Source organism: Undibacterium sp. 5I1 (assembly GCF_034314085.1).
Lineage (GTDB): Bacteria > Pseudomonadota > Gammaproteobacteria > Burkholderiales > Burkholderiaceae_D > Undibacterium.
This window is the reverse complement of record NZ_JAVIWI010000001.1, coordinates 3,718,665-3,739,567: the sequence shown is the minus strand read 5'-3', so window position 1 is coordinate 3,739,567 and position 20,903 is coordinate 3,718,665. Positions and strand designations below refer to the sequence as shown.

At 47.4% G+C, this 20,903-nt stretch carries 17 protein-coding genes; 13 read left to right on the top strand and 4 right to left on the bottom strand.

Translation table 11 applies throughout. The features are described 5' to 3' along the window. Positions 1 to 397 precede the first annotated feature (397 nt). Positions 398 to 1,798 (top strand): hypothetical protein, encoded by a 1,401-nt coding sequence (locus RGU72_RS16350; protein WP_322120746.1) that lies wholly within the window; start codon positions 398 to 400, stop codon positions 1,796 to 1,798. A 2-nt stretch (positions 1,799 to 1,800) separates the two neighbouring features. Beyond that, a complete protein-coding gene (locus tag RGU72_RS16345; RefSeq protein ID WP_322120745.1) occupies positions 1,801 to 2,703 on the top strand; it encodes a S41 family peptidase in 903 nt (300 codons plus the stop codon). 43 nt (positions 2,704 to 2,746) lie between these two features. Here RGU72_RS16345 and dinB read toward each other — a convergent pair whose 3' ends face one another. Continuing rightward, complete coding sequence (gene dinB / locus RGU72_RS16340; RefSeq protein ID WP_322120744.1) at positions 2,747 to 3,823, bottom strand: DNA polymerase IV; 1,077 nt, start codon at positions 3,821 to 3,823, stop codon at positions 2,747 to 2,749. A gap of 413 nt (positions 3,824 to 4,236) precedes the next feature. Here dinB and RGU72_RS16335 point away from each other — a divergent pair, with 413 nt between their 5' ends. From RGU72_RS16335 to RGU72_RS16325, 3 genes are all read left to right on the top strand, one after another. Continuing rightward, positions 4,237 to 4,698 (top strand): thioredoxin family protein, encoded by a 462-nt coding sequence (locus tag RGU72_RS16335; RefSeq protein WP_322120743.1) that lies wholly within the window; start codon positions 4,237 to 4,239, stop codon positions 4,696 to 4,698. Positions 4,699 to 4,818: 120 nt separating this feature from the next. After that, entirely contained in the window at positions 4,819 to 7,263 is a 2,445-nt protein-coding gene (locus RGU72_RS16330; RefSeq protein ID WP_322120742.1) for a PAS domain-containing protein, read from the top strand. Between the two features lie 167 nt (positions 7,264 to 7,430). Beyond that, the gene (locus RGU72_RS16325; RefSeq protein WP_322121663.1) at positions 7,431 to 9,023 is read left to right on the top strand and encodes a GMC family oxidoreductase; all 1,593 of its coding nucleotides are present in this window, start codon (positions 7,431 to 7,433) and stop codon (positions 9,021 to 9,023) included. Positions 9,024 to 9,225: 202 nt separating this feature from the next. Here the strand turns inward: RGU72_RS16325 and RGU72_RS16320 are convergent, their stop codons facing one another. Further along, on the bottom strand, positions 9,226 to 10,239 hold the full coding sequence (locus tag RGU72_RS16320) for a transporter (protein ID WP_322120741.1): 1,014 nt from the start codon (positions 10,237 to 10,239) through the stop codon (positions 9,226 to 9,228). A 150-nt stretch (positions 10,240 to 10,389) separates the two neighbouring features. On the opposite strand from RGU72_RS16320, the gene RGU72_RS16315 reads away from it, so the two are divergent. The 4 genes from RGU72_RS16315 (at position 10,390) to RGU72_RS16300 (ending at position 13,821) form a co-directional block, all read left to right on the top strand. Further along, positions 10,390 to 11,157 (top strand): ABC transporter substrate-binding protein, encoded by a 768-nt coding sequence (locus tag RGU72_RS16315; protein WP_322120740.1) that lies wholly within the window; start codon positions 10,390 to 10,392, stop codon positions 11,155 to 11,157. A gap of 177 nt (positions 11,158 to 11,334) precedes the next feature. Next, entirely contained in the window at positions 11,335 to 11,949 is a 615-nt protein-coding gene (locus RGU72_RS16310) for a hypothetical protein (protein ID WP_322120739.1), read from the top strand. Beyond that, complete coding sequence (locus RGU72_RS16305; RefSeq protein WP_322120738.1) at positions 11,946 to 13,070, top strand: sensor histidine kinase; 1,125 nt, start codon at positions 11,946 to 11,948, stop codon at positions 13,068 to 13,070. Before RGU72_RS16310 ends, RGU72_RS16305 begins: the two co-directional genes overlap by 4 nt. A gap of 10 nt (positions 13,071 to 13,080) precedes the next feature. Further along, complete coding sequence (locus tag RGU72_RS16300) at positions 13,081 to 13,821, top strand: LytTR family DNA-binding domain-containing protein (RefSeq protein WP_322120737.1); 741 nt, start codon at positions 13,081 to 13,083, stop codon at positions 13,819 to 13,821. Positions 13,822 to 13,846: 25 nt separating this feature from the next. On the opposite strand, the gene RGU72_RS16295 is transcribed toward RGU72_RS16300, so the two are convergent. Continuing rightward, entirely contained in the window at positions 13,847 to 14,830 is a 984-nt protein-coding gene (locus RGU72_RS16295) for a hypothetical protein (RefSeq protein WP_322120736.1), read from the bottom strand. 399 nt (positions 14,831 to 15,229) lie between these two features. Between RGU72_RS16295 and RGU72_RS16290 the strand changes: the two genes are divergently transcribed. Next, a complete protein-coding gene (locus RGU72_RS16290; RefSeq protein WP_322120735.1) occupies positions 15,230 to 17,323 on the top strand; it encodes a TonB-dependent receptor in 2,094 nt (697 codons plus the stop codon). A 49-nt stretch (positions 17,324 to 17,372) separates the two neighbouring features. Then, positions 17,373 to 17,828, top strand: coding sequence for a nickel-responsive transcriptional regulator NikR (gene nikR, locus RGU72_RS16285; protein WP_322120734.1), 456 nt, complete (start codon positions 17,373 to 17,375; stop codon positions 17,826 to 17,828). A gap of 40 nt (positions 17,829 to 17,868) precedes the next feature. Here nikR and RGU72_RS16280 read toward each other — a convergent pair whose 3' ends face one another. Continuing rightward, entirely contained in the window at positions 17,869 to 18,801 is a 933-nt protein-coding gene (locus tag RGU72_RS16280; protein WP_322120733.1) for an AraC family transcriptional regulator, read from the bottom strand. 149 nt (positions 18,802 to 18,950) lie between these two features. Between RGU72_RS16280 and RGU72_RS16275 the strand changes: the two genes are divergently transcribed. Together RGU72_RS16275 and RGU72_RS16270 are read left to right on the top strand one after the other, a co-directional pair. Beyond that, positions 18,951 to 20,069: a zinc-binding alcohol dehydrogenase family protein gene (locus tag RGU72_RS16275; RefSeq protein ID WP_322120732.1), complete on the top strand. Its 1,119-nt coding sequence runs from the start codon at positions 18,951 to 18,953 to the stop codon at positions 20,067 to 20,069. Positions 20,070 to 20,142: 73 nt separating this feature from the next. Continuing rightward, positions 20,143 to 20,892, top strand: coding sequence for a hypothetical protein (locus RGU72_RS16270; RefSeq protein WP_322120731.1), 750 nt, complete (start codon positions 20,143 to 20,145; stop codon positions 20,890 to 20,892). Positions 20,893 to 20,903: the final 11 nt, after the last annotated feature.

Genomic DNA, 20,903 nt, shown 5'->3' with positions numbered 1-20,903 from the left:
ATTTTTTTAATCTTTATGGCAATGTTGAGGCCTCTTACTTTGCTTATACCTTCATAGATTCAATATACTCCCCCCCGTTTTCCATGAAAAACAGCCTATCGCCCAATGATTATATGGGCAATAAAATATACTAATTGGGAGTATATTTAAAGACTCACCTTAAACAAAACTTACACAACATTGTTGTGGCGAGACTTAGCCGCGCATCCGGGTAAATTTTGCGTCAGTCCTGTCAGTCAGCCTTATTAAGTGAACCGGTATTCGGCTTCCTGTTTTTGTATTTTATAATTTTCGGGTTTTCCTTTATTTGAGCAGCCTCGATAAAGGCAGCGAATACGCATTTTTACCACTTTAAAAAATCTGACAGTCCAATACCAAGCTATAAAAAATTAGACCTATGCACTTATTGAAAAATATATTTACCTTTGCTGCGATCTGTTCTATCTGCGCTTTTGCTTATGCTACTGACAGCGACGAAAATTCACGGCCTGTACCTAAAAACGCACCAATTACATTGAAATTTGAATCAGACGCTCGATCAGGAAAACTGAATGAAACCTGGGACATCGAAGGCAAAAGCACGTCTGTTAAATTACAAGCCGATCGCCGCTCATCAAATAAAGACAAAATCTTACTGCTAGAGAATAACGAGCACGGTCAAACCATCTCGCTTGCTCAAGAAGTGGATGCCAGACCATGGCGTGGAAAAATTGTAGAAATTTGCGGAGATGTAAAAGCCAACTTCAAGCAAGTCGCCAAATCCGGCTTCTGGATACGCACAGATATACCACGCAATACTTTGCGAGCCGCAGCGACCTATAGTTTGCCATTGCAGCCAACTTGGCAAAGAGCCTGCGCAAGTATTGCCGTCGACAGGGCGGCATATCAGCTGAGATTTGGTGCCGACTCCGATACAAAGGGGGAAATCTGGTTCGCCAACTTAGAAGTACATGAGGTCAGCGATGTCGCAAAATCCAATATCAGCGATCCAGGCAGCAGAGCATTGAGTGCCATCGAACTGGACAATTTGCGCGCGCTGAGTAAGGCCGTTGGTTATATACGATATTTCCATGCTACTGATGCATTGACCAAGTTGGACTGGAATAAATTTATTCAGAAAGCAGTTCTGTCGGTGGAACTTGCTAAGTCAGATGCCGAGTTGGCAAATGCTTTAAAAAACTTATTTATTCCCTACGCTCCGACCACACAGTGGCTTACCAGCGTTGAAATTCCCGAGAACTTATTGCAACCAACAGATGCTCACTTCAGGGTTCAATGGGTACATCACGGCCTCGCTCAACGCGACTATTTTTATCACAGTGATCGCGTGTATGAAAAACTTAGTAAACAACTTACTGATGATGTCTCATTGCAAGGTAATGTGGTTCAACTCAATAAAATTGAGCTAGGAGGGCAAGTTACACTGTGGATGCCTGATCTCGTATTTTCAACTAAAAATCATGAAACCATTCCCAAAGTTGAACCAGAGAATGGTTTGAATCGAGTTGACTATCAGTTGAAAAATATAGTCCCAGATTTCAGTGGAAATGACCGAATCACAAGGTTAGGGAATGCTATACAAATATGGAGTGCGTTACGTTATTTCTATCCGTATTCCGACATCATTAAAATCGACTGGAATAAGGAATTGGACGCACTCTTGTTATCCGCCTCAAGCGATAAAGATGAAAAAGCATTTACCCACACCCTAATGCGCTTTACTTCCGCATTGCACGATGGACATGCGCGTGTCACAGGTCCGAGGGAGCTTGATGCTTTTCACCTTTTATCAAAATAAAAATGATCGATGGTGTACCGGTGGTTTCAAGGTCCCGCCTAACTCCAGGCAATCAACCATTAATTCCCTTTGGAAGCCAAATTACGCATTTAAATGGTTTGCCAATTGCACACAGGTTGTCAGAAATAAATACAGAAAACATGTCCGCAACAGACACCATGCAGGCCGAAATCTTATCTGTCGAGCTGCTCACAGGGGAAGAAAATTCCCTCTTAGAAATGAGCTACCGAGACCTAAAAGGATTCAAGCAAACAAAGACTTTCCTTCGTGATACGCCTGTGGTCAATTTAAGAGAAAAAAATCCATTAGGAGCGATGCAACAATTGAAAAGCGGTATTTGGTATGTAGATATCGACAGAGCGGATGGCAAAGATATTGAACAATTGATTGCCCAAAAAAATAACTTCAAAGGGATCATTTTTGATGTCCGAAATTATGTGAATGGCAATAGCAATTTCTTAAAACATTTTACAAAAAGGCCACTAGAGGTACCGTTATTCAATGTCCCTGTCATCAGTGGAGCTGATCGGGATCATTGGCAATGGGAGCGCATTGGAAAAGCTCTTCAACCTCAAGCGCCCTATATCAATGCCAAATTAGTTTTTTTGATAAGCGGTAATACGATCAGTGCTGCAGAAACCTTGATGACTATCGTAGAGCACTACAAACTGGGTGAAATCATAGGCACACGGACTGCAGGCTCGAATGGAAATATTAGTTGCTTGCCTCTTCCAGGAGGATATAAAGTTTTTTGGACTGGGATGCAAGTCTTGAAACAAGATGGGTCTCAATTCCACGGTATTGGAATCATTCCCACTCTCCCTTATAAATCAACGATAGAAGATGCGATTTCTGGCGATGACATAGTGTTAGAAAAGGCGATAAACCTTCTCACAGAAAATTAAAAAAGAAATGTTGTTTTATCTCTCTACGACTCAAAGACAGGACTTAACTCGCAAACAAAACCAATTGCTGCTCCGCCGTTGACGCTTGCTCCGTGCCACTTAAACGGGTACCCAGCCCAAGCAAGCGAACGGGTTGTTGGCCGCGTGCAAATGCGGTCTCTAACAAGCTGACAAAACTACTTTCGTCCAAGCTGCTGCCACGACATTCTGCGGTAGTCTGGTGGAAATCGGCAAAGCGGATTTTGACGTATAACTTGTGTATGTAATCCTCCGCTTGTACACGCTTCATCCTCGCTACCAACATCGCAAACAAGGCAGGCAACTCCGTCTGACAAGCCGCCAGATCGGGCAAATCCTGGGCGTAGGTTTCTTCTACGCTGACTGATTTTCGCTCGCTGTCCGGACAAACACTACGATGATCAATGCCACGACAAAGCAGGTACAAGTTATAGCCAAGCTTGCCAAAGTGTTGCTGCAAATCGGGTAAAGACCAGCTGCGCAAATCGCGGCAATATTGCACACCAAGGCCATGCAATTTAGCCGCCGTGACTTTGCCCACACCAAATAATTTAGCGACTGGTAGTTCTGCCACAAAGCTATCTGCGTCTTCTGGCAAGACCACAAACTGACCGTCTGGCTTATTCCAGTCGCTGGCGATTTTGGCGAGAAATTTATTCGCCGCCACACCGGCGGAGGCTGTGATGCCCACCGTGGCTGCAATCCGCACCCGTATCTCTTGCGCAATCAGGGTCGCACTCCCTTTGTGCTGCGTGCAATCGCTCACATCCAGATACGCTTCATCCAGTGATAAAGGTTCGACCAAGTCGGTGTAGTCACGATAAATCGCCAAAATCGCTTTAGACGCGATACGGTATTTCTCCATGGTTGGTGGCAGAACGATTAAATCAGGACAGCGCCGTAATGCTAACGAGGTCGGCATGGCTGAGCGCACACCAAAGCGCCGCGCCTCGTAATTGCACGTCGCCACCACACCACGCTGATCTGCTCTGCCACCAACAGCCAGCGGCTTATCGCGCAAACGCGGATCGTCCCGCATTTCTATCGCGGCATAGAAGCAATCACAGTCGCAATGGATAATTTTTCGCTGGGCGGTGGACATGATGTTATCGAAGTGATGACTGAAGCTGTTACTGAGATTATTGCTGACAAGCGTTGAGGTATTTTAATCCATTTAAAAGAAAATACTGTATATAAAATCAGTATGTAATATCAGTATATAAAATCAGTATTTGAGTGAGCCTGCTATCAACGTACTCGCATACAAAACAGCATCTATCTTTGCTCTAAGTCAGCGCTTTAAGTTGCTGTAATTTTAAGCATCTACCATAATTGTTTCAGCGTCTATCCTGTCCATGACAAATTCTGGTATTTGCGTCATGATGTCTCACCGGAGAGCTTTGCTGATCCTGTCTATTTAGTTCAATTAATTTAATCAATTCAAGCTGCTCTGTTAGGCTGGTTTCGCTGATGTAGCTGGCCTCGCTAATTTTGCAGTGCTATTAGAGGACTCTCATGAAAAAATTACTCGCATTTTGTTTTGGTCTCAGCCTGTCTTTTGCTACGCTTGGCGTCAGCGCTGCTGCCACTTATCAACCCTATGACGAAACCGCCGATGCGCAGGCCAACATTAACAAAGCTCTGGCAACAGCGCAGGCGACAAATAAAAAAGTGCTGGTGATTTTTGGCGCTAACTGGTGCAAAGATTGTTTAGAACTGGACAAATCGATCAAAGGTCAAAATGCCGCACTGATCGCCAGTAAATTTGTATTGGTCAAAGTGGATGTAGGTCAATTTGATAAAAATCTGGAGATCGCAAAACAGTACGAAAATCCGATCAAAAAAGGTATTCCTGCGGCATTAGTTTTAAAGGCTGACAACAGCCTGGTGTATGCGAGCAAAGGCGGCGAATTGTCGAATGCGCGCAAGATGAGCGACCAAGGCATTTACGATTTTTTTAATCAGGTTTCAAACTAAATCGTATTTGAATTTGTCTGGCAACTCAAAGACAAATACGTTTTATTAGCGCCTGAAATGACAGCTTAGTTGGCACCTTAAACGACTGACTGCGTTACTTGATTCCTTACTCAACTCACTATGCCCAATCGTCTGAACCCGTTGTCAGAATCAAGCGAGGCCGCCGCCAACGCCACCAGCACATCGTTACAAACCGGTGTACTGGTGAGCGCGAGTTCATTGCGGACTTTGCTGGAGGCAGTGGGCGATAGTTTATGGGATTGGAATTTACTCACTAACGAGGCATTTTTTTCCCGTAGTTATAAACAGATTCTGGGTTATGCCGAACACGAGCTGGGCAATCACATCAATGAATGGATAGACCGGCTGCATCCCGATGATGCGCAAGAAGCCATGCGTGCGACCAGGTTATATCTGGAGGGTGAAATTCCTCAATACGAACACGAGCATCGCCTGCGATGCCGTGATGGTAACTGGAAGTGGTTACGCTCTCGCGGTACGCTGGTAGAACGTACGATAGATGGTCAGCCGGCGCGCATGATCGGTCTGGTCAGCGATATCACCGAGAATCACCGCCTGACTGATCAGCTCAAACAAAGTCATACCTTGTTGTCTAATTTTTCCCAGCAGCTGCCGGGTATGTTTTATCAATATCAGCGCTTTCCAGATGGGCGTAGTTGTTATCCTTATGTCAGTGATGCAGTCACCGCTATTTATGGCGTAACTGCGGAACAAATTCGTTACGACGCCAGCATCGTAATTGCCAAAATACATCCGGATGATCTGGCGAAAATGCGAGAGGCGGGGCATATTTCTGCCACTATGCTCACCCCTTGGCATCAAGAATATCGGGTAATTGGCGTGGTTGAAGAAGAGCGCTGGTACGTCGGCGACGCAACGCCAGAAAAATTAAGCGATGGCAGCATACTCTGGCATGGCTACCTCAATGACATTACCGAGCGCAAACAAGCAGAGCAGCGCGCGCAAAATGCCGAGCTACAAATACGCTTAATTCTGGAGGCGGCGAATCAGGGTTTGTACGATGTGAATGTGCAAACCGGCGAAACTAAATTCAGTATTGAGTACGCCAGAATGCTGGGCTATGAGCCGGAGGAATATGCAGAATTTCAACAGCTCTGGGGCAACTTCGCTCAGGTCGGGGTACATCCTGAAGACATCTCACAACTCAAGCAAGCCTTGCGTAACCACTTACGCGCACCAGAGCAATTTGATGCGCAAGGTAAAAGTATTCCGCTCACGGATTACCATGCTGAATTCCGCCAAAGAACGAAGTCCGGTGAGTGGAAGTGGATCATGTCACGCGGTCGGGTGGTGGAGCGCGATAAGCAGGGTCACGCCTTGCGCATGCAAGGCACGCATATTGATATTACCGAGCAAAAAGTCAGCGAAGAGACTTTGCGCATCAATCAAGAATTACTGCAAGCCAGTAAAGACCGCTACAAACTGCTGGCGCGTGAGTTAGATATTTTGATCAACAACGCTCCTGTGGGCATTATGTTTGTCAGCGACGGTGTGATTATTCTTGCTAATCAGGCGCTGGCAGAACTGTGTAATTTTCCAGATGCACAAGCGATGATCGGCGTTAAAACCAGCTTCTTGTACTGCGGTGAAGATGATTATCAAGCCTTTGGCCAGCGCGTCATACCGCAGTTAATCGCGGACGAACGGGTAGAGCTGGAATGGACGGTAAAAAGAATTACCGGAGAAACGTTTTTGGCACGTATAGCAGGGCGCGCCCTACCGGCAGAAAATTATGTGCGCGGAGCAGTCTGGATGCTGGAAGACATCAGCGAACGGCATCGCATTAACAAACTGAAGTCTGAATTTATCTCTGTCGTCAGTCACGAGTTGCGGACACCGCTGACATCTATCCGCGGTTCCTTGGGGTTGCTGGATGCAGGCGTGGCTGGCGTCTTGCCAGCAAAAGCGGCGCAACTGATTAAAATCGCGCACAGCAATAGCTGTCGCCTGATCGGTTTAGTCAACGACATTCTGGACATGGACAAACTGGTGTCCGGAAAAATGCGTTTTAAAGAAGAACCTATCGATTTGCTCGCACTCATTAACAGCGCAATAGAAGCCAATGCGGCCTATGCCTTATCGCTTAAAGTCAGCCTGCAATTTAGCACTGATGTCAGCAGCGCATGGATCTTGGCCGACCATGACCGCCTGATGCAAATTATGGCAAACCTGTTGTCCAATGCCGCCAAATTTTCTCCTGAAGGTGAGGCAGTGCAAATCCGTTTATTGCATCAATCTCTGGCAGACGTTGGCGGAGACAGCGGTCATAGCTACCGCATCGAAGTCAGCGATCATGGCCCCGGTATACCGAAGGCATTTCAAGCGCATTTGTTTGAGCCTTTTACCCAGGCCGATGGTACCGATACGCGGCAACAAGGTGGTACCGGTTTAGGACTTCCCATCACCAAAACTTTAGTAGAGAAAATGCATGGGCGACTGGGATTTACGACTACCGAAGGCAAAGGGAGTAGCTTTTGGGTAGAATTTAAAGCGGTATCGGTGCCAGAGTCTGCCGCAATTTAAATCCAATTTCAGATTCAATTTCAGATTCAATACAGGGGTTGTACCAAACCTCAAAAAGATAAAGCAAGCAATATCAGGCAATACCAAGCAATACCAAGAAGCACCAACTAATACCAAGAAGTACAAAAATAAAAATCATCCAAAGGACGAGACAAATGACAGAAGCAATCAATGCAATTGCCGATTACATCGTGGTCGGCGGTGGTGCCGGTGGCTGCGCGGTAGCCGGACGATTAAGTGAGGACAGCAATATCAACGTCACCGTATTAGAAGCCGGTGGCAAAGGTGATAGCTGGGTTGTCAAAACACCGTTAGCGGTCGTTGCCATGTTGCCGACCAAACTCAATAACTGGGCGTTTGAAACCGTGCCGCAACCCGGCCTCAACGGACGGCGCGGCTATCAGCCACGTGGTAAAACCTTGGGCGGCTCTTCTGCCATCAACGCCATGGTGTACATCCGTGGTCATCGCTGGGATTATGATCATTGGGCGTCATTAGGTAACAAGGGCTGGTCATTTGACGAGCTGTTGCCTTACTTTAAACTCTCAGAAAATAACGCCAGTCTGGGCGGCGATTTGCATGGTCAGGCCGGGCCTTTACGGGTCAGTGATCTGCGCTCAGATAATCCCTTCCAGGCAATTTATTTAGATGCCGCCAGACAAGCCGGATTTAAAATTAACCACGATTTTAATGGTGAAGATCAGGAAGGCGTCGGGATTTATCAAGTCACCCAGCACGAGGGCGAACGCTGGAGTGCCGCCCGCGGCTATCTGCATCCGCATATGGGCAAACGCCCGAACCTACGGGTAGAAACCGGCTGCCACGTGACCCGTATCATCTTTGAAGGCAAACGCGCTGTCGGCGTCGAGTTTATCCAGCACGGTCAAAAACAGTCCTTGCGTGCCAAGCGCGAGATTTTGTTGGCGGCGGGCTCTTTGCAGACCCCGCAATTGCTAATGTTGTCGGGCATAGGCGACGGCAAAGCCCTGCAGGCAATGGGCATACCGGTGGTGCATGATCTCCCGGGCGTGGGGCAGAATTTGCAAGACCATCCCGATTTCGTTTTTAAATATCGCGCCAAGAGTCTGGATTTGCTGGGGATTTCTCTGGGTGGCTCGGTACGTATCACGCGTGAGTTTTTTCGCTACCAAAACCAGCGGCGCGGGACGTTTAGCTCCAACGGATCAGAGGGCGGCGGCTTTTTAAAAACGGATCCCAGCTTGCCCGCACCCGACGTGCAACTCCATTTTGTATTGGCGATGATTGATGACCATGCCCGCAAACAGCATCTGGGTCACGGCTATTCTTGCCATGTCTGTTTACTGCGCCCAAAAAGTGTCGGCGAACTGACGTTAGCAAGCAAAGATCCGCTGGCTGCGCCCTTAATCAATCCACGCTTTTTAGAACATCCTGATGATATGGATGTGATGGTCAAAGGCTATAAACTGACCAAGAAATTGATGGATGCTCCGGCACTGGCCAACGTGCGCACCAGTGACTACCAGACCGCGAATGTGCATACCGATGAAGAGATCAGACAAGTCATACGCCAATGCAGCGATACCGTATATCACCCCGTCGGCACTTGCAAAATGGGTGTGGATGCAATGGCAGTAGTCGATCCTGAATTGCGGGTGTACGGCGTAAGCGGTTTGCGTGTGGTTGACGCGTCCATCATGCCAACTCTGATTGGCGGCAACACCAATGCGCCGACGATGATGATCGGTGAAAAGGCAGCGGATTTGTTGCGGCAAGCTTAAGACTTTCAGCTATGGATTTATTTATACTCCCCGAGTGTATTTTTCATTGTCTATATAAGCATTGGACAATGCGACATATTTTATAAAAATAAGGGGGAGTATATGGTTTTGTAGCGTGCGCCATGCGCACCAGTGGTGAAAACGAGGTCGAAATAATATCGGCGTAGAGATTAAACGGTCAATTTGATTGGAACCACCAAGCTCAATCCCGGTTACGAAACGCCAGCCAACCGGCAATCACGGTAAACGTCGCCACAATCGCTACCACGATCCAAAAACCGTGTTCATGCTGCGCCAGCGGAATACCGCCTACATTCATCCCGAACAAGCCAGCGATGATGTTGATTGGTAGTGCCAGCACGGTGACGATGGTTAATACAAATAGCGAGCGATTATTTTGCTCGTTCACGCCGGCAGCGATTTCTTCTTGCAGTAACTTAATCCGCTCTTGCAGCGATGCCATATCGCTTAGCACCACCGCAAACTCTTCTGTTGATTGCCGCAACTCTTCGACATCGCTCTCTGCGACCCAGACTGGTGGTTTTTTTAGCAGGCGAAATAGCGCTGCGGGCTCCGGTGCCAACAGTCTTTGCAGCCGCACCAGGACGCGGCGCAGTTCGCCCAGTCTGGCGCGTTTATGATTGAGCCTTTCAGCCAATAGCTTGTCTTCAATTTCATCCACTTTCTTAATCGCATTGCGCACGATGCCGATCAGCACGTCGGCCTGATCACGGAATAAATGCGTCAGCAATTCTGTCGGCGAATGAAATAACTCACCCTGATTTACCGCGTTACGCAGACGATCTACCGATTGCAAAGGCTTGCGCCGTGCACTGATCAAAACCTTGTTGGTTAAACTAAGCCATAGCGTGGCAATATCAGAGACATCAAACGCAAAGTCATGCAAGACATCATTGACCACGGCAATCAAGCCATTATCAGCATGCTCAATCCGGGTTGACCGCGAACCTTCATGCAGAGCTTCATAAAACTCTTCGGGCAAGTCGGTATGCTCATGCAGCCATTTTTCTGCGGCGACATTACTCAGATTAAAGTGAAGCCAGATAAACGCATCTGCCTTCTCGACGGCGGGCTTTTGTAGCCACGCCAGGGCTTCTGGCGTGTGTACCACTTGCCCGGCTTGTCCCTGCACAAACACATAGCCGCAAATTAATCCAGACAGATCTGACCCATACGACAACTGATCAATTTGCATGTTGTTATCCCATGTGAAAAAAATTGGGCTTATTGTAAGCGCAGAAAGTCACAAAAACCGTAAAAAAGCATTTTTTACAAAACGAATATATTGCAATGCATTATGATCATGTGCAGGGAATTATTTCTGAACCTTCATTCTGGAGTGGGTATGCACCGTTGTAGTATGTTGATCAGCCGCTTAAGCTTTATCATTCTGCTCTATCTGGTTTTGTCCCCTTTTAGCAATGCCGCTATTGCCCAACAAAAAAGCCTGATCCTGACGACGGAAGACTATCCTTCATTCAATATCGTCGATCCTGAAACCCGCAAGATAAACGGCATCTCCACAGAAAAAGTAACTGAAATCATGCGCCGTGCCGGGGTCGCGATCAGCATCCAGGCTTACCCTTGGGCACGCTCCTACCTGATGGCGCAACGGGATACTGATACCTGCGTTTTTTCTACTACCCGTACCCCGCAACGCGAGGCCTTATTCAAATGGGTAGGGCCGCTGGTTAAAAATAACTGGGTTATTTTTGGGCGGGCAGATGATACTCGCAAGCCTAAAAATATCGACGATTTACGTGGCTATATCATCGGGGTATATCGCCAGGGTGCGGTGAGTGAGTTTTTTAGTTACAACGGCATACAAATCGATATCGCCAACTATGATGAAGAAAATCCACGCAAGCTGATGTATAAGCGTTTTGATTTTTGGGCGACCGGCGAAAAACTCGGTAACAGACTGATCAAAGCCAAAGGATATACGGGCAAAATTGTTCCGCTGTTCCAGTTTAATAAGGTCGAGTTATACCTCGCCTGCAATCCGCTGACGGCACAAAGTAATATCGACCTTTACAACAAAATCCTGAGAGACATGGAGAAGGACGGCACCGTATCTGCGATAGAACGTAAATATCAGTATCAATCTCAGTGAACTGATTCAGTGAGCTTATGCCCCAGCACGTCGCGTAAAGTAGGTATCGATTGTCGTGCTTGTCGCACACATCCTCAGCCTCCGTCACCCAAATTCCATCCTCCATCGCAACCGTCTTGTTAGTCAATGGTGCGCTGAATAGCATAAGCATCGTTATCAACTACTTCGGAGTACCAAATGAAATACGGAAAAACAATTCTGGCCGCAGCACTGATCGCCGCCGCGATGAACTTATCATTTGCTGGGGATGTACAACTTGGCATACCCAAAGCCTGGAACGTCAATGCCGGTTATCAAGACCACTACTTGGTGGGGATTGATCCTTCTGAAAGTAGCAAAGATAAAAAAGCACTGGTGATCGAAAGTAAAGATAACGCTGAAGACAAATTTGTAGCCTTGACCCAGACCATTGATGCGGCTCCGTGGCAAGGCAAAAGAGTACAATTTTTAATAGAGTACAAAGTTAGTGAAGGAACGTCAAATGCCGAAATTTTTATGCATGCCAATGAAGGTAGCGATACGGATAAAGGAAATAGCTCAACAACATCGACGGATTTAAAAGCTAAAGATTGGAAAACTGAAAAAATTGTAATGATCATTGGAAAAACTTTAACCCAACTACAAATCGGTGCTGGTATCAAAGGCCAAGGTAAGCTTTGGATACGTGATGTGAAATTGCAAGAAGCAATTCAGCCATCTAAAGAAGAGCAAGAAAAAAAGCGTAGATTAGATCAACTTGTACACATGGGTACGATGAGTCAATCGGCAACAAATCTCAATTTCTCTGAATGATATTTGCTAATCATCAAAGCCGACTTTGGTCGGCTACTAAGTTCAAACTGGCTAGTCTGCTGAAATCTGATTGGCCTGTCTTGCCATCATTCGTAACGTTTATTTTGATCGTGATCAGTTGCCTCTCTGGCTGGCGTCATACGTGGTTAGCTGATGCAACAGGCTTACTGAGCGTCTTTGTCATCACTCAAAGCGCCAGATCGGGCATACAAAAATTCGACTTTTCTAACAATCCGTCATGGCGCTGGCCTTTACTATTAATCGCTGCGTACTTAGCGTTATCGGCTGGTGTCGGTTTGCAAAAACTCTTATGGCCCCCGCGGCAAACCCCACATCCAGACTGGCTGCTGCCCGTAGTCGCATTTGGTTTTATTTTATTCAATCTGCTGCCTAAAGAAATCAATCAGGAAGCAAGCCGCCGCGCTGATTTAGCATTAGCGGACGAGCAGTTAAAACATCGGCTTGAGCGCCAGATTTTAGAATCCCGTCTGGCTGCACTACAAGGACAGATAGAACCGCATTTTTTATACAATACCCTGGCGAATACCCGTGCCTTGATACGGCAAGATGCTAACTCTGCCGAGATCATGTTGAATCACCTGATCTCGTATCTGCGGGCAGCAATGCCAGACTTGCGTGCCAACACAACGACGCTGAAACAAGAGTTAAAACGCGCTCAGGCCTACCTCGATATTATTAAAATCCGCATGGGCGACCGCTTGCAATTTTCGGTGACTGCATCAGCAGAAGCACAACGCTGCCTGATACCGCCGCTGGCGGTCATGACGCTGGTAGAGAACGCGATTAAACATGGCATAGAACCACAAGTGGGTGGCGGCAGGCTATCTATATCGGCAGTTTGCGAATCAGACCAACTGGTAGTTGAGGTGACAGATGATGGTGCCGGTTTTCAGTCAGAAATGGGTGACGGTATCGGCCTGATTAACTTACAAGAGCGCTTACTAGCACTATTTGGCGCACAAGCTGAACTCAGTATTAATGATAACCGTGCAGTCAATCCCTGCACTGGCAACAACATTGACAGCATAAAGCAAAAAATATCAGCCACTGGCGTAACAGCACGTTTCACAATACCCGCAACAACAACCCGATTAAGTTAGCTATCACTGCATGAATCATCAATCCAAACCAAGCGCCATACTCGCCGAAGATGAGGCAGTTTTACGCCAAGAACTACGGCAAGTGCTAAGCCAGCTATGGCCGGATTTAGTGATCGTCGGTGAAGCACAAGACGGTATTGCAGCAGCACAATTGCTGGGCGATCTTGCTCCTGATATCGCATTTTTAGATGTACAAATGCCTGGCATGACTGGGATTGAAGTCGCGCGCCTGGCAGCGCAAAAGTCTCATGTAGTTTTTTTGACGGCATTTGATGACTATGCGGTAAAAGCATTTGAACAAGGTGCGGTCGATTACCTGTTAAAGCCTTTAGATTTAGCACGTCTGGCAATTTGTATACAACGTCTAAAAGGCAGACTAGCTCAGCAACCTGCTGATTTATCAGCGCTGGAAGAACGCAAACCACTGAGCCAATTACGCTGGATACAAGCCTCCAGTGGCGGACAACTACGGTTTATCAATATCAATGATGTCCAGTGCTTTCGGGCAGATGCCAAATACACTTGCGTGGTTACGAGCAAGTTTGAAGCGCATATCCGCACCCCGATTAAAGACCTGGCACTGCAATTGGATACAGAAAAATTCTGGCAAATCTCACGCAGTGCGATTGTGAATGTCGCCGCAATTGATGCGGTACAAAGAGTCGATGGCGGCTTAGCTTTGCGTATCCACGGTGATGCCGGATGGATAGCTGTATCACAGGCGTTTCAGCATCAATTTAAGCAAATGTGATTTTAGAATTATTTGCTAGGCATTATTAATACTGCTTTTGACTACCTACGTTCGCTGCTGGTTTGATTTTCCTTGTATTGCTAGGGAAGGGAAAATAACCGCTTGTCTTCAACTGCCAAGATTGCAAACGGTTCTTTTCTACTGGTCGTGCGCCAGCCAGTTGCATAGAGACTTGGCCTGCGATAGCCCAAGACCTAAGGTCTAAACTTAGTCGCCATGCTAACAAGGCATCCATTACACCTGCCTGTAGCCAAACGTCCCACGGCGACTCAACGTGCTTCAAACCCTGATGTACTGCATCTACCAACCGGTGTAAGCATAATCTGGCCTGGTTGTTGTCAGAGACAGTCTTAAAATGTTTAAGCAGGGCATTTTTGCCAGCAGACCGCTTTGCCATGATCGTCATGACGTATTGCACTTGTTGCATGGTAAGACGCACGGTTTGTTTTGGTATCGGTGCAGTGAGTGGTATTACTGGGGCTAGCCGTGGACGCGTAGCAAAACAAGGCCCCAGCATCAGAGCAGCCAGTCTTAACCATTCTTGCGGCTGCAGACCATCGGCCGCATCTGTCTGTTGCGATAAGGCGTAGACCTCTTCGTAAGTGCGATCAGCTTTTGCACGATTGGCCAAGGTACTCACAACCGCTAAATTATGCGGTGCGTAGGCTGCGTCGTTGTTTAAGCGGTCAACCGACCAATCGGTATCTTTTAACTCGCCATGCGTAAGTGTGCGTCGAGTTACCGGGCATTGCTCTACGTCAATCTGCTGAATCAAATCAGGGTTAATTTGTGGATCGACAATTCTGTGTCGGCGCAATGCGTTTAAGCGTAATTGCAGATATTTGTTGATATATCGATTGCCTAGTTTTTTAACCACATTTATCGACGTTGCATGCAAAAATCCTTCGACCACAGTCTGCGGCCAATCGGTGCAAAGCTGTCGTTTTCCGAACTGGAACAAGTCGTAGCCTAGTACGCGACCAATTTCAGCAATATCAAGATCATCCATGAAGCCAATCACCTTTTTTGGATTGATGACAATAATCGATGGCCTCGTCAGGCTTAAAAATTTAGTTAAACCGGTCTGAATATGAGTGCCATATTTTCGTATGAATATTATTAGAATCCTCATACAAAAGAATAACTTTTACATCTCTATTTATAATTTCTAAGTATTTTGAATTAATTGAATCCAATGACGATTATTTGCCGTATTAAGAAAATAGCAAAAGTATGACGATGTGATTTATGAGTATCTGGGTTATAGAATTTGTAGTATTTTTATTAAGTAACTAATAGCCCGTTCATACGGAAAAAATCTTTACTAATTGCGGAAAAATTGAAATAACGTATGATTATTTAATTTTTTATCATACAAAAAGCGTAAAACCATTATTGGGAGCAACACATGCTAAAGAAGAAAAATATCGCCGTCCTTACTACACTTGCGCTACTTTGTGTGCAAGCAACACAAGCTCAAACGAGCGCTACGAAGGACGCTGATAATACAAAAAATAGCAAAGATGGCGATGCTATCCAGACCGTCACGGTAGCGGGCAATTACGATAATGCGATCGGTACTTCCAACGCAGCCAGTCAGGGTTCGGTTACTGCTAACCTGATCAGTAGCCGGCCTGCGCTGCGCACCGGCGAATTATTGGAATTTGTACCCGGTATGATCGTGACTCAGCATAGCGGCGATGGCAAAGCAAACCAATATTTTTTACGCGGCTTTAATCTGGATCACGGTACTGATTTTGCGACCTATGTGGATGGCATGCCAGTGAATATGCGTAGCCATGCACATGGTCAGGGCTATTCGGACCTGAATTTTTTGATGCCCGAACTGGTGCAGCGCATCGATTATAAAAAGGGACCTTATTTTGCCGACGAAGGCGATTTTGCTTCGGCGGGCGCAGCACATATCCGGCTGGTAGATAAGTTACCACAAGGGATTGCGAGTCTATCTTTAGGTAGTTACGGTTATCAACGTGCCGTGCTGGCAAATTCTCTCGCTGTGGCAAACGGCACGCTGCTATATGGTCTGGAATTAAACCGTAACAACGGTCCTTGGGATACGCCGGAAAATGTTCGTAAATACAGTGGAATATTACGATACAGCCAGGGCACGCAAGATGACGGTTTTAATGTTACTGCGATGGCATATAAAAATAGCTGGAACTCGACTGATCAGGTTCCCTTACGTGCTGTGCAATCGGGCTTGATCGACCGTTTTGGCGCGATCGATCCTAGCGATGGCGGGCAAACCTCGCGCTATAGTTTGTCGTACTCCATGCGTAAACGTACTCAGGATTCTTTGTTTGAAATGGATGCCTACGCGGTGCAATCTTCGCTCGATCTGTTCAGCAATTTCACTTATTTTCTGGACAATCCAGATGGCGGCGATCAGTTCAATCAAAGCGAGCGCCGGCGTATGCTGGGCTTTAACGTAAGTCAGAGCTGGTTTAGCAATATCGGCGGACTGGATATGCGTAACAAAGTGGGTTTGCAAACCCGTTACGATAATGTATCGCCAGTTGGTATCTACAACACCGTCGCGCAACAACGTATCTCCACCATACGTCAAGACGAGGTAAAAGAAGCCAGCGCTGGCTTGTATGCTGAGAACACCATACAGTGGCTGCCCAAGTTGAGAAGTATCGCTGGCGTGCGTTACGACGCCTACCATTTTGATGTGAACAGCAGCATACAAGGCGACTCTGGCAAAGTGAACGATCATATCGTCTCGCCCAAACTATCGCTGATTTTTGGGCCATGGGATAAGACTGAATACTTCGCCAATTATGGCAGCGGCTTCCATAGCAATGATGCGCGTGGGACTACGCAAACACGCTTACCTGATGGCGGCGCATCAACACCAGTGACACCTTTGGTCAAAACCAAGGGTGGTGAATTAGGCATGCGGACTGAAATTATTCCGGGCCTGCAAAGCTCACTGGCGCTTTGGCGTCTGGATATCGATTCAGAACTTTTGTTCGTTGGCGATGCCGGAGAAACTGAGCCTAGCCGCGCCAGCCGACGCACAGGAATTGAATGGAATAATCATTACATCGCCGCGCCATGGTTGTTGCTTGATCTGGACTTGGCAGCGTCCCGCGCACGCTACACACAGTACGATCCGGTTGGTGCATACATCCCTGGCTCTATCGACCGGGTGGCCTCCTTTGGCGTGACCGTTACCGATGTGGGCCGTTGGTATGGTGGCTTTGATCTACGCTATTTTGGTCCACGCCCGCTGGTCGAAGATAACAGCGTACGCTCGTCGTCCACCACACTGGCCTATGCACGCGTCGGCTATAAAATATCACCTAAAACTAAACTCACATTGGATGTATTCAACCTGTTTGACAAGCAAGCTAGTGACATCGATTATTACTACCAATCCCGCTTGAAGGGCGAATCACCGGATGGTGTTAATGATGTCCATTTCCATCCGGTGGAACCTCGTACGATGCGGTTGAGCTTAGTACATAATTTTTAATCCGAATCCGTCATCATCCCCATTCCATTTTTCATCATGAAGGAACACCATGCGACGCTTAACTATTTCAGTCGATGACGATCTGGCAGATGCTTTTGATCAGTTGGTAGAAAGCAGAGGCTATTTAAACCGCTCTGAGGCTTTTCGTGATCTCGTGCGTAAAGAATTGGGTGAGGCCGATGTCGCCACCGGAAAAGCCAAATGGTGCGTGGCAACCGTCAGCTATGTCTATGACCATCATGAGCGCCAGTTAGCCAATCGGCTAACCCACATGCAACATGAGCACCACGATATTGCTATCGCCTCGCAGCACATCCATCTGGATCATGACAATTGTTTAGAAACCGTCGTGCTGAAAGGAAAAATGGCCGAGGTGCGCGCCTGCGCTGATGCCATCATTTCACAAACCGGGGTTCGGCATGGCAATGTACATGTGGTACCGGTAGACATCAAAAAAGAGAAATATTCACTGGTAGGACATACTCATGTTCATCCGCATCGATGAGATTATTTTATTGCTGAGTGTCCAGGCATTCGGAAGCGGCTCAGATGCCGCTGTTCATATTTTGACTACGGCTGTAGTCCCGAGGGGAGCATTGCATGACACGCTTGAAAGCGGTGCTGAACGCGCTCTCAGATTCATAGCCGAGTGAGGGAGCAATTACCGCGATCGAGTCGTTCGAATTCAGTAACCGATCTCCGGCAAGTAGCATTCTCCATCGCGTCAGATACTCCATTGGCGACTCGCCTACTGTCTTTTTAAATCTCAGCGCGAAGGTCGACCGGGACATATGCACGCGATCCGCCAGACTTTGTATGGTCCATTTATGCGCCGGATGGCGATGCATCTCGTTGATAGCAGCGCTGATCTGCTTGTCGGTTAATGCATAAAGCCATCCCACACCGCCACTCGATCCTTCCGATCCTTCAGCAAGGAAGAGTCGCAGCGCCTGCACCAGCATCAGGTGTGCAAGATGTTGCGCAATCAAAAAGCCACCCGGTTGCGGCTCTCTTAGCTCCCGCATGATCTGTTCTATCGAACCGCGTAGTGCTTCTTTGTCTGACTCTTTTCGTATGTGGATGATTGCTGGCAAAGCTCCTAATAGCAGGCCAGCGTGCCTACCCGTAAATTCGAAAAACCCTCCCCAGCCGTAGCAATCGCCTCCGCCATTAACGGTAACAGTATCGCCTTCAGGTACAAGGGGGAACACCTCTCCTGCATCAACCGGTAGCAAGTTAGGATCACTGCAAAGACGAACCGCATACCCCTTCGGTAATAAAACGCAGTCACCCTGCTTGAGAGGTATCGATTCCGCGACGCCTTCAACACTCAGCGTGCACTGTCCGGAAAGTACGGCATAACACTTGATACCTTGCTGTTCCGGAATCCGTATCGACCATTGTCCGCCCGCATCCAGTCCACGGAACATATAGCTGCGTGGCTTGAGCAAAGATAGAACATCAGAGAGCGGATCCATGGTCATTCCCGGACGATTGAAAAGATAACTCAGACTATAGAGCATGGATCGTCTTAAGACAAGCATCTATCATTTGTCTATCAAAGCCCTATGCAGCCCGGCATAGACTGATGCAGGCTGATACCGCTATTAATCACAGAGAGTTTCAAATGACGACAAATACCGCTGCGTGGATATCAACGAAACGAGCTAATCTTGATGTAAAGCCTGCACCGTACACTCCACCGAAAGACAACGAAATTGTTGTCAAGAACCGGGCTATCGCCATCAATCCGTTGGATTGGATACTCCAAAGTGCAGGCGAGTTAGTATTTTCCTGGATCAGATATCCGTTTATTCTCGGCTCAGATTTAGCGGGAGAGGTAGTTGAGGTGGGCAAAAACGTGACCCGCTTCCAACCGGGTCAGCGCGTGCTGGCTCATGCGGTTGGAAGCGATCCAAAGCGAAACAGTGCGGCGGAAGGCGCTTTTCAGACATACACCATCGTCCTCGAACACATGACATCACCAATCCCTGAGGAAATGTCCTACGAAGATGCTGCAGTGCTTCCTTTAGGACTATCGACTGCCGCCTGCGCTCTGTTTGAAAAAGACCAGCTGGCGCTACAACATCCCTCGGTGACTCCCAAACGAACAGCAAAAACGCTACTCGTTTGGGGAGGCTCAACCAGTGTAGGAAGTAATGCTATTCAGCTCGCGGTTGCTGCTGGCTACGAAGTGATCACTACTGCCTCGCCCCACAATTTTGATTACGTCAGAAAACTCGGCGCTAGCCAAGTCTTTGACTATAAAAGTACAACTGTCATCACCGATATCATCAACGCTTTCAATGGCAAAACTACTGCAGGTGCCTTAGCCATTGGAGCAGGTTCTATGGACGCGTGTCTGGATATTATTCACGCATGCAAGGGGAATAAGTTTATCTCTATGGCGACGTTTCCGGTCAGTTTTCAGAAGATGAAAAAAGACTCCAACCTGCGACTACAGTTTTTCCGTCAATTACCCAAACTCATCGGTTTCGTGATCTCGATGCTACTGAAGTCGCGCTTTAGAGGCATCCGGACGAAGGCGGTCTTTGGCAGCTCGTTGATTGCAAACGAGGTGAGTAAGATTGTCTATGTCGATTTCTTACCGCAAGCATTAGCAGCAGGAAAATTCCTTGCGGCACCAGCACCGCATGTGATCGGCAAAGGTCTAGAACATATACAGGCAGGCCTGGATATGCAAAGAAGTGGTGTGTCCGCTAGCAAAATAGTGATCTCTCTCTGAGAGACAGTTATTCGCAGAATATTTAAAACTATCGCAGCTAATAAACTCAGAATTCTAAGAAGGGAGCAGTTCTATGGCTTCACTCAATACAGCGCATAAGACACTGATTATTTATGGCTTAATCATGGTACTTGCGATGGTACCCACGTATATCTGGTCGAAGCTAGATTCGAGGACAATTCGTGAGGTCGGTGTGTGGGTAAAACCAATGAAATTCATGGCGGCAACGGCATTATTTGCCATCACTACCGCATGGCTGATGTTGATTTCCGGAGTGAGCTCAGAAGCCAACCCCTCACTCAACTGGATCGCTATATTAATTGTCGGTACCTCTTCCTTTGAAGTGGGATACATCACCCTCCAAGCCATCATGGGAGAAGCATCTCACTACAATACCTCGGACTCATTCCATACGGTCATGTCTGCTCTGATGGGATTGTTCGCCGTATGCCTGACGGCATCGCAAGCGATACTGGCCTGGGTGATCTGGACTCACAATGGCAATTCGACGGCGTCGGTAACGCTGATCGGGATTACGGTTGGTTTGGTACTGACCTTTGTGCTTGCCACGGTGAGCGGCTTTCTTCTCGGGGGGAATCAGCCTCCACAGGGTATGGGGCTGCCAATCGTTGGATGGCATTTTTATAAAGATATCCGGCCATCGCACTTTCTCGGCGTACACGCCCAGCAATTCATACCCGCCTTTGGCCTGCTCGCTGACCGGTTTCTGGGACAGTCAGCTTTTGTGGGGTTTAGTGCTATGACGATAGGCTACCTTCTGGCATGGGCAAGTTTAACTTGGGCAGGGCTGATGAGGTCGTAATGAGAGTAAAA

Coding starts and splice junctions, on each gene's coding strand:
- RGU72_RS16330 (WP_322120742.1), top strand. CDS start 4,819: ATGCCCAATCGTCTGAACCCGTTGTCAGAATCAAGCGAGGCCGCCGCC.
- RGU72_RS16335 (WP_322120743.1), top strand. CDS start 4,237: ATGAAAAAATTACTCGCATTTTGTTTTGGTCTCAGCCTGTCTTTTGCT.
- RGU72_RS16350 (WP_322120746.1), top strand. CDS start 398: ATGCACTTATTGAAAAATATATTTACCTTTGCTGCGATCTGTTCTATC.
- RGU72_RS16295 (WP_322120736.1), bottom strand. CDS start 14,830: ATGGATGATCTTGATATTGCTGAAATTGGTCGCGTACTAGGCTACGAC.
- RGU72_RS16280 (WP_322120733.1), bottom strand. CDS start 18,801: ATGGATCCGCTCTCTGATGTTCTATCTTTGCTCAAGCCACGCAGCTAT.
- nikR (WP_322120734.1), top strand. CDS start 17,373: ATGCGACGCTTAACTATTTCAGTCGATGACGATCTGGCAGATGCTTTT.
- RGU72_RS16345 (WP_322120745.1), top strand. CDS start 1,801: ATGATCGATGGTGTACCGGTGGTTTCAAGGTCCCGCCTAACTCCAGGC.
- RGU72_RS16300 (WP_322120737.1), top strand. CDS start 13,081: ATGAATCATCAATCCAAACCAAGCGCCATACTCGCCGAAGATGAGGCA.
- RGU72_RS16310 (WP_322120739.1), top strand. CDS start 11,335: ATGAAATACGGAAAAACAATTCTGGCCGCAGCACTGATCGCCGCCGCG.
- dinB (WP_322120744.1), bottom strand. CDS start 3,823: ATGTCCACCGCCCAGCGAAAAATTATCCATTGCGACTGTGATTGCTTC.
- RGU72_RS16315 (WP_322120740.1), top strand. CDS start 10,390: ATGCACCGTTGTAGTATGTTGATCAGCCGCTTAAGCTTTATCATTCTG.
- RGU72_RS16320 (WP_322120741.1), bottom strand. CDS start 10,239: ATGCAAATTGATCAGTTGTCGTATGGGTCAGATCTGTCTGGATTAATT.
- RGU72_RS16270 (WP_322120731.1), top strand. CDS start 20,143: ATGGCTTCACTCAATACAGCGCATAAGACACTGATTATTTATGGCTTA.
- RGU72_RS16290 (WP_322120735.1), top strand. CDS start 15,230: ATGCTAAAGAAGAAAAATATCGCCGTCCTTACTACACTTGCGCTACTT.
- RGU72_RS16275 (WP_322120732.1), top strand. CDS start 18,951: ATGACGACAAATACCGCTGCGTGGATATCAACGAAACGAGCTAATCTT.
- RGU72_RS16305 (WP_322120738.1), top strand. CDS start 11,946: ATGATATTTGCTAATCATCAAAGCCGACTTTGGTCGGCTACTAAGTTC.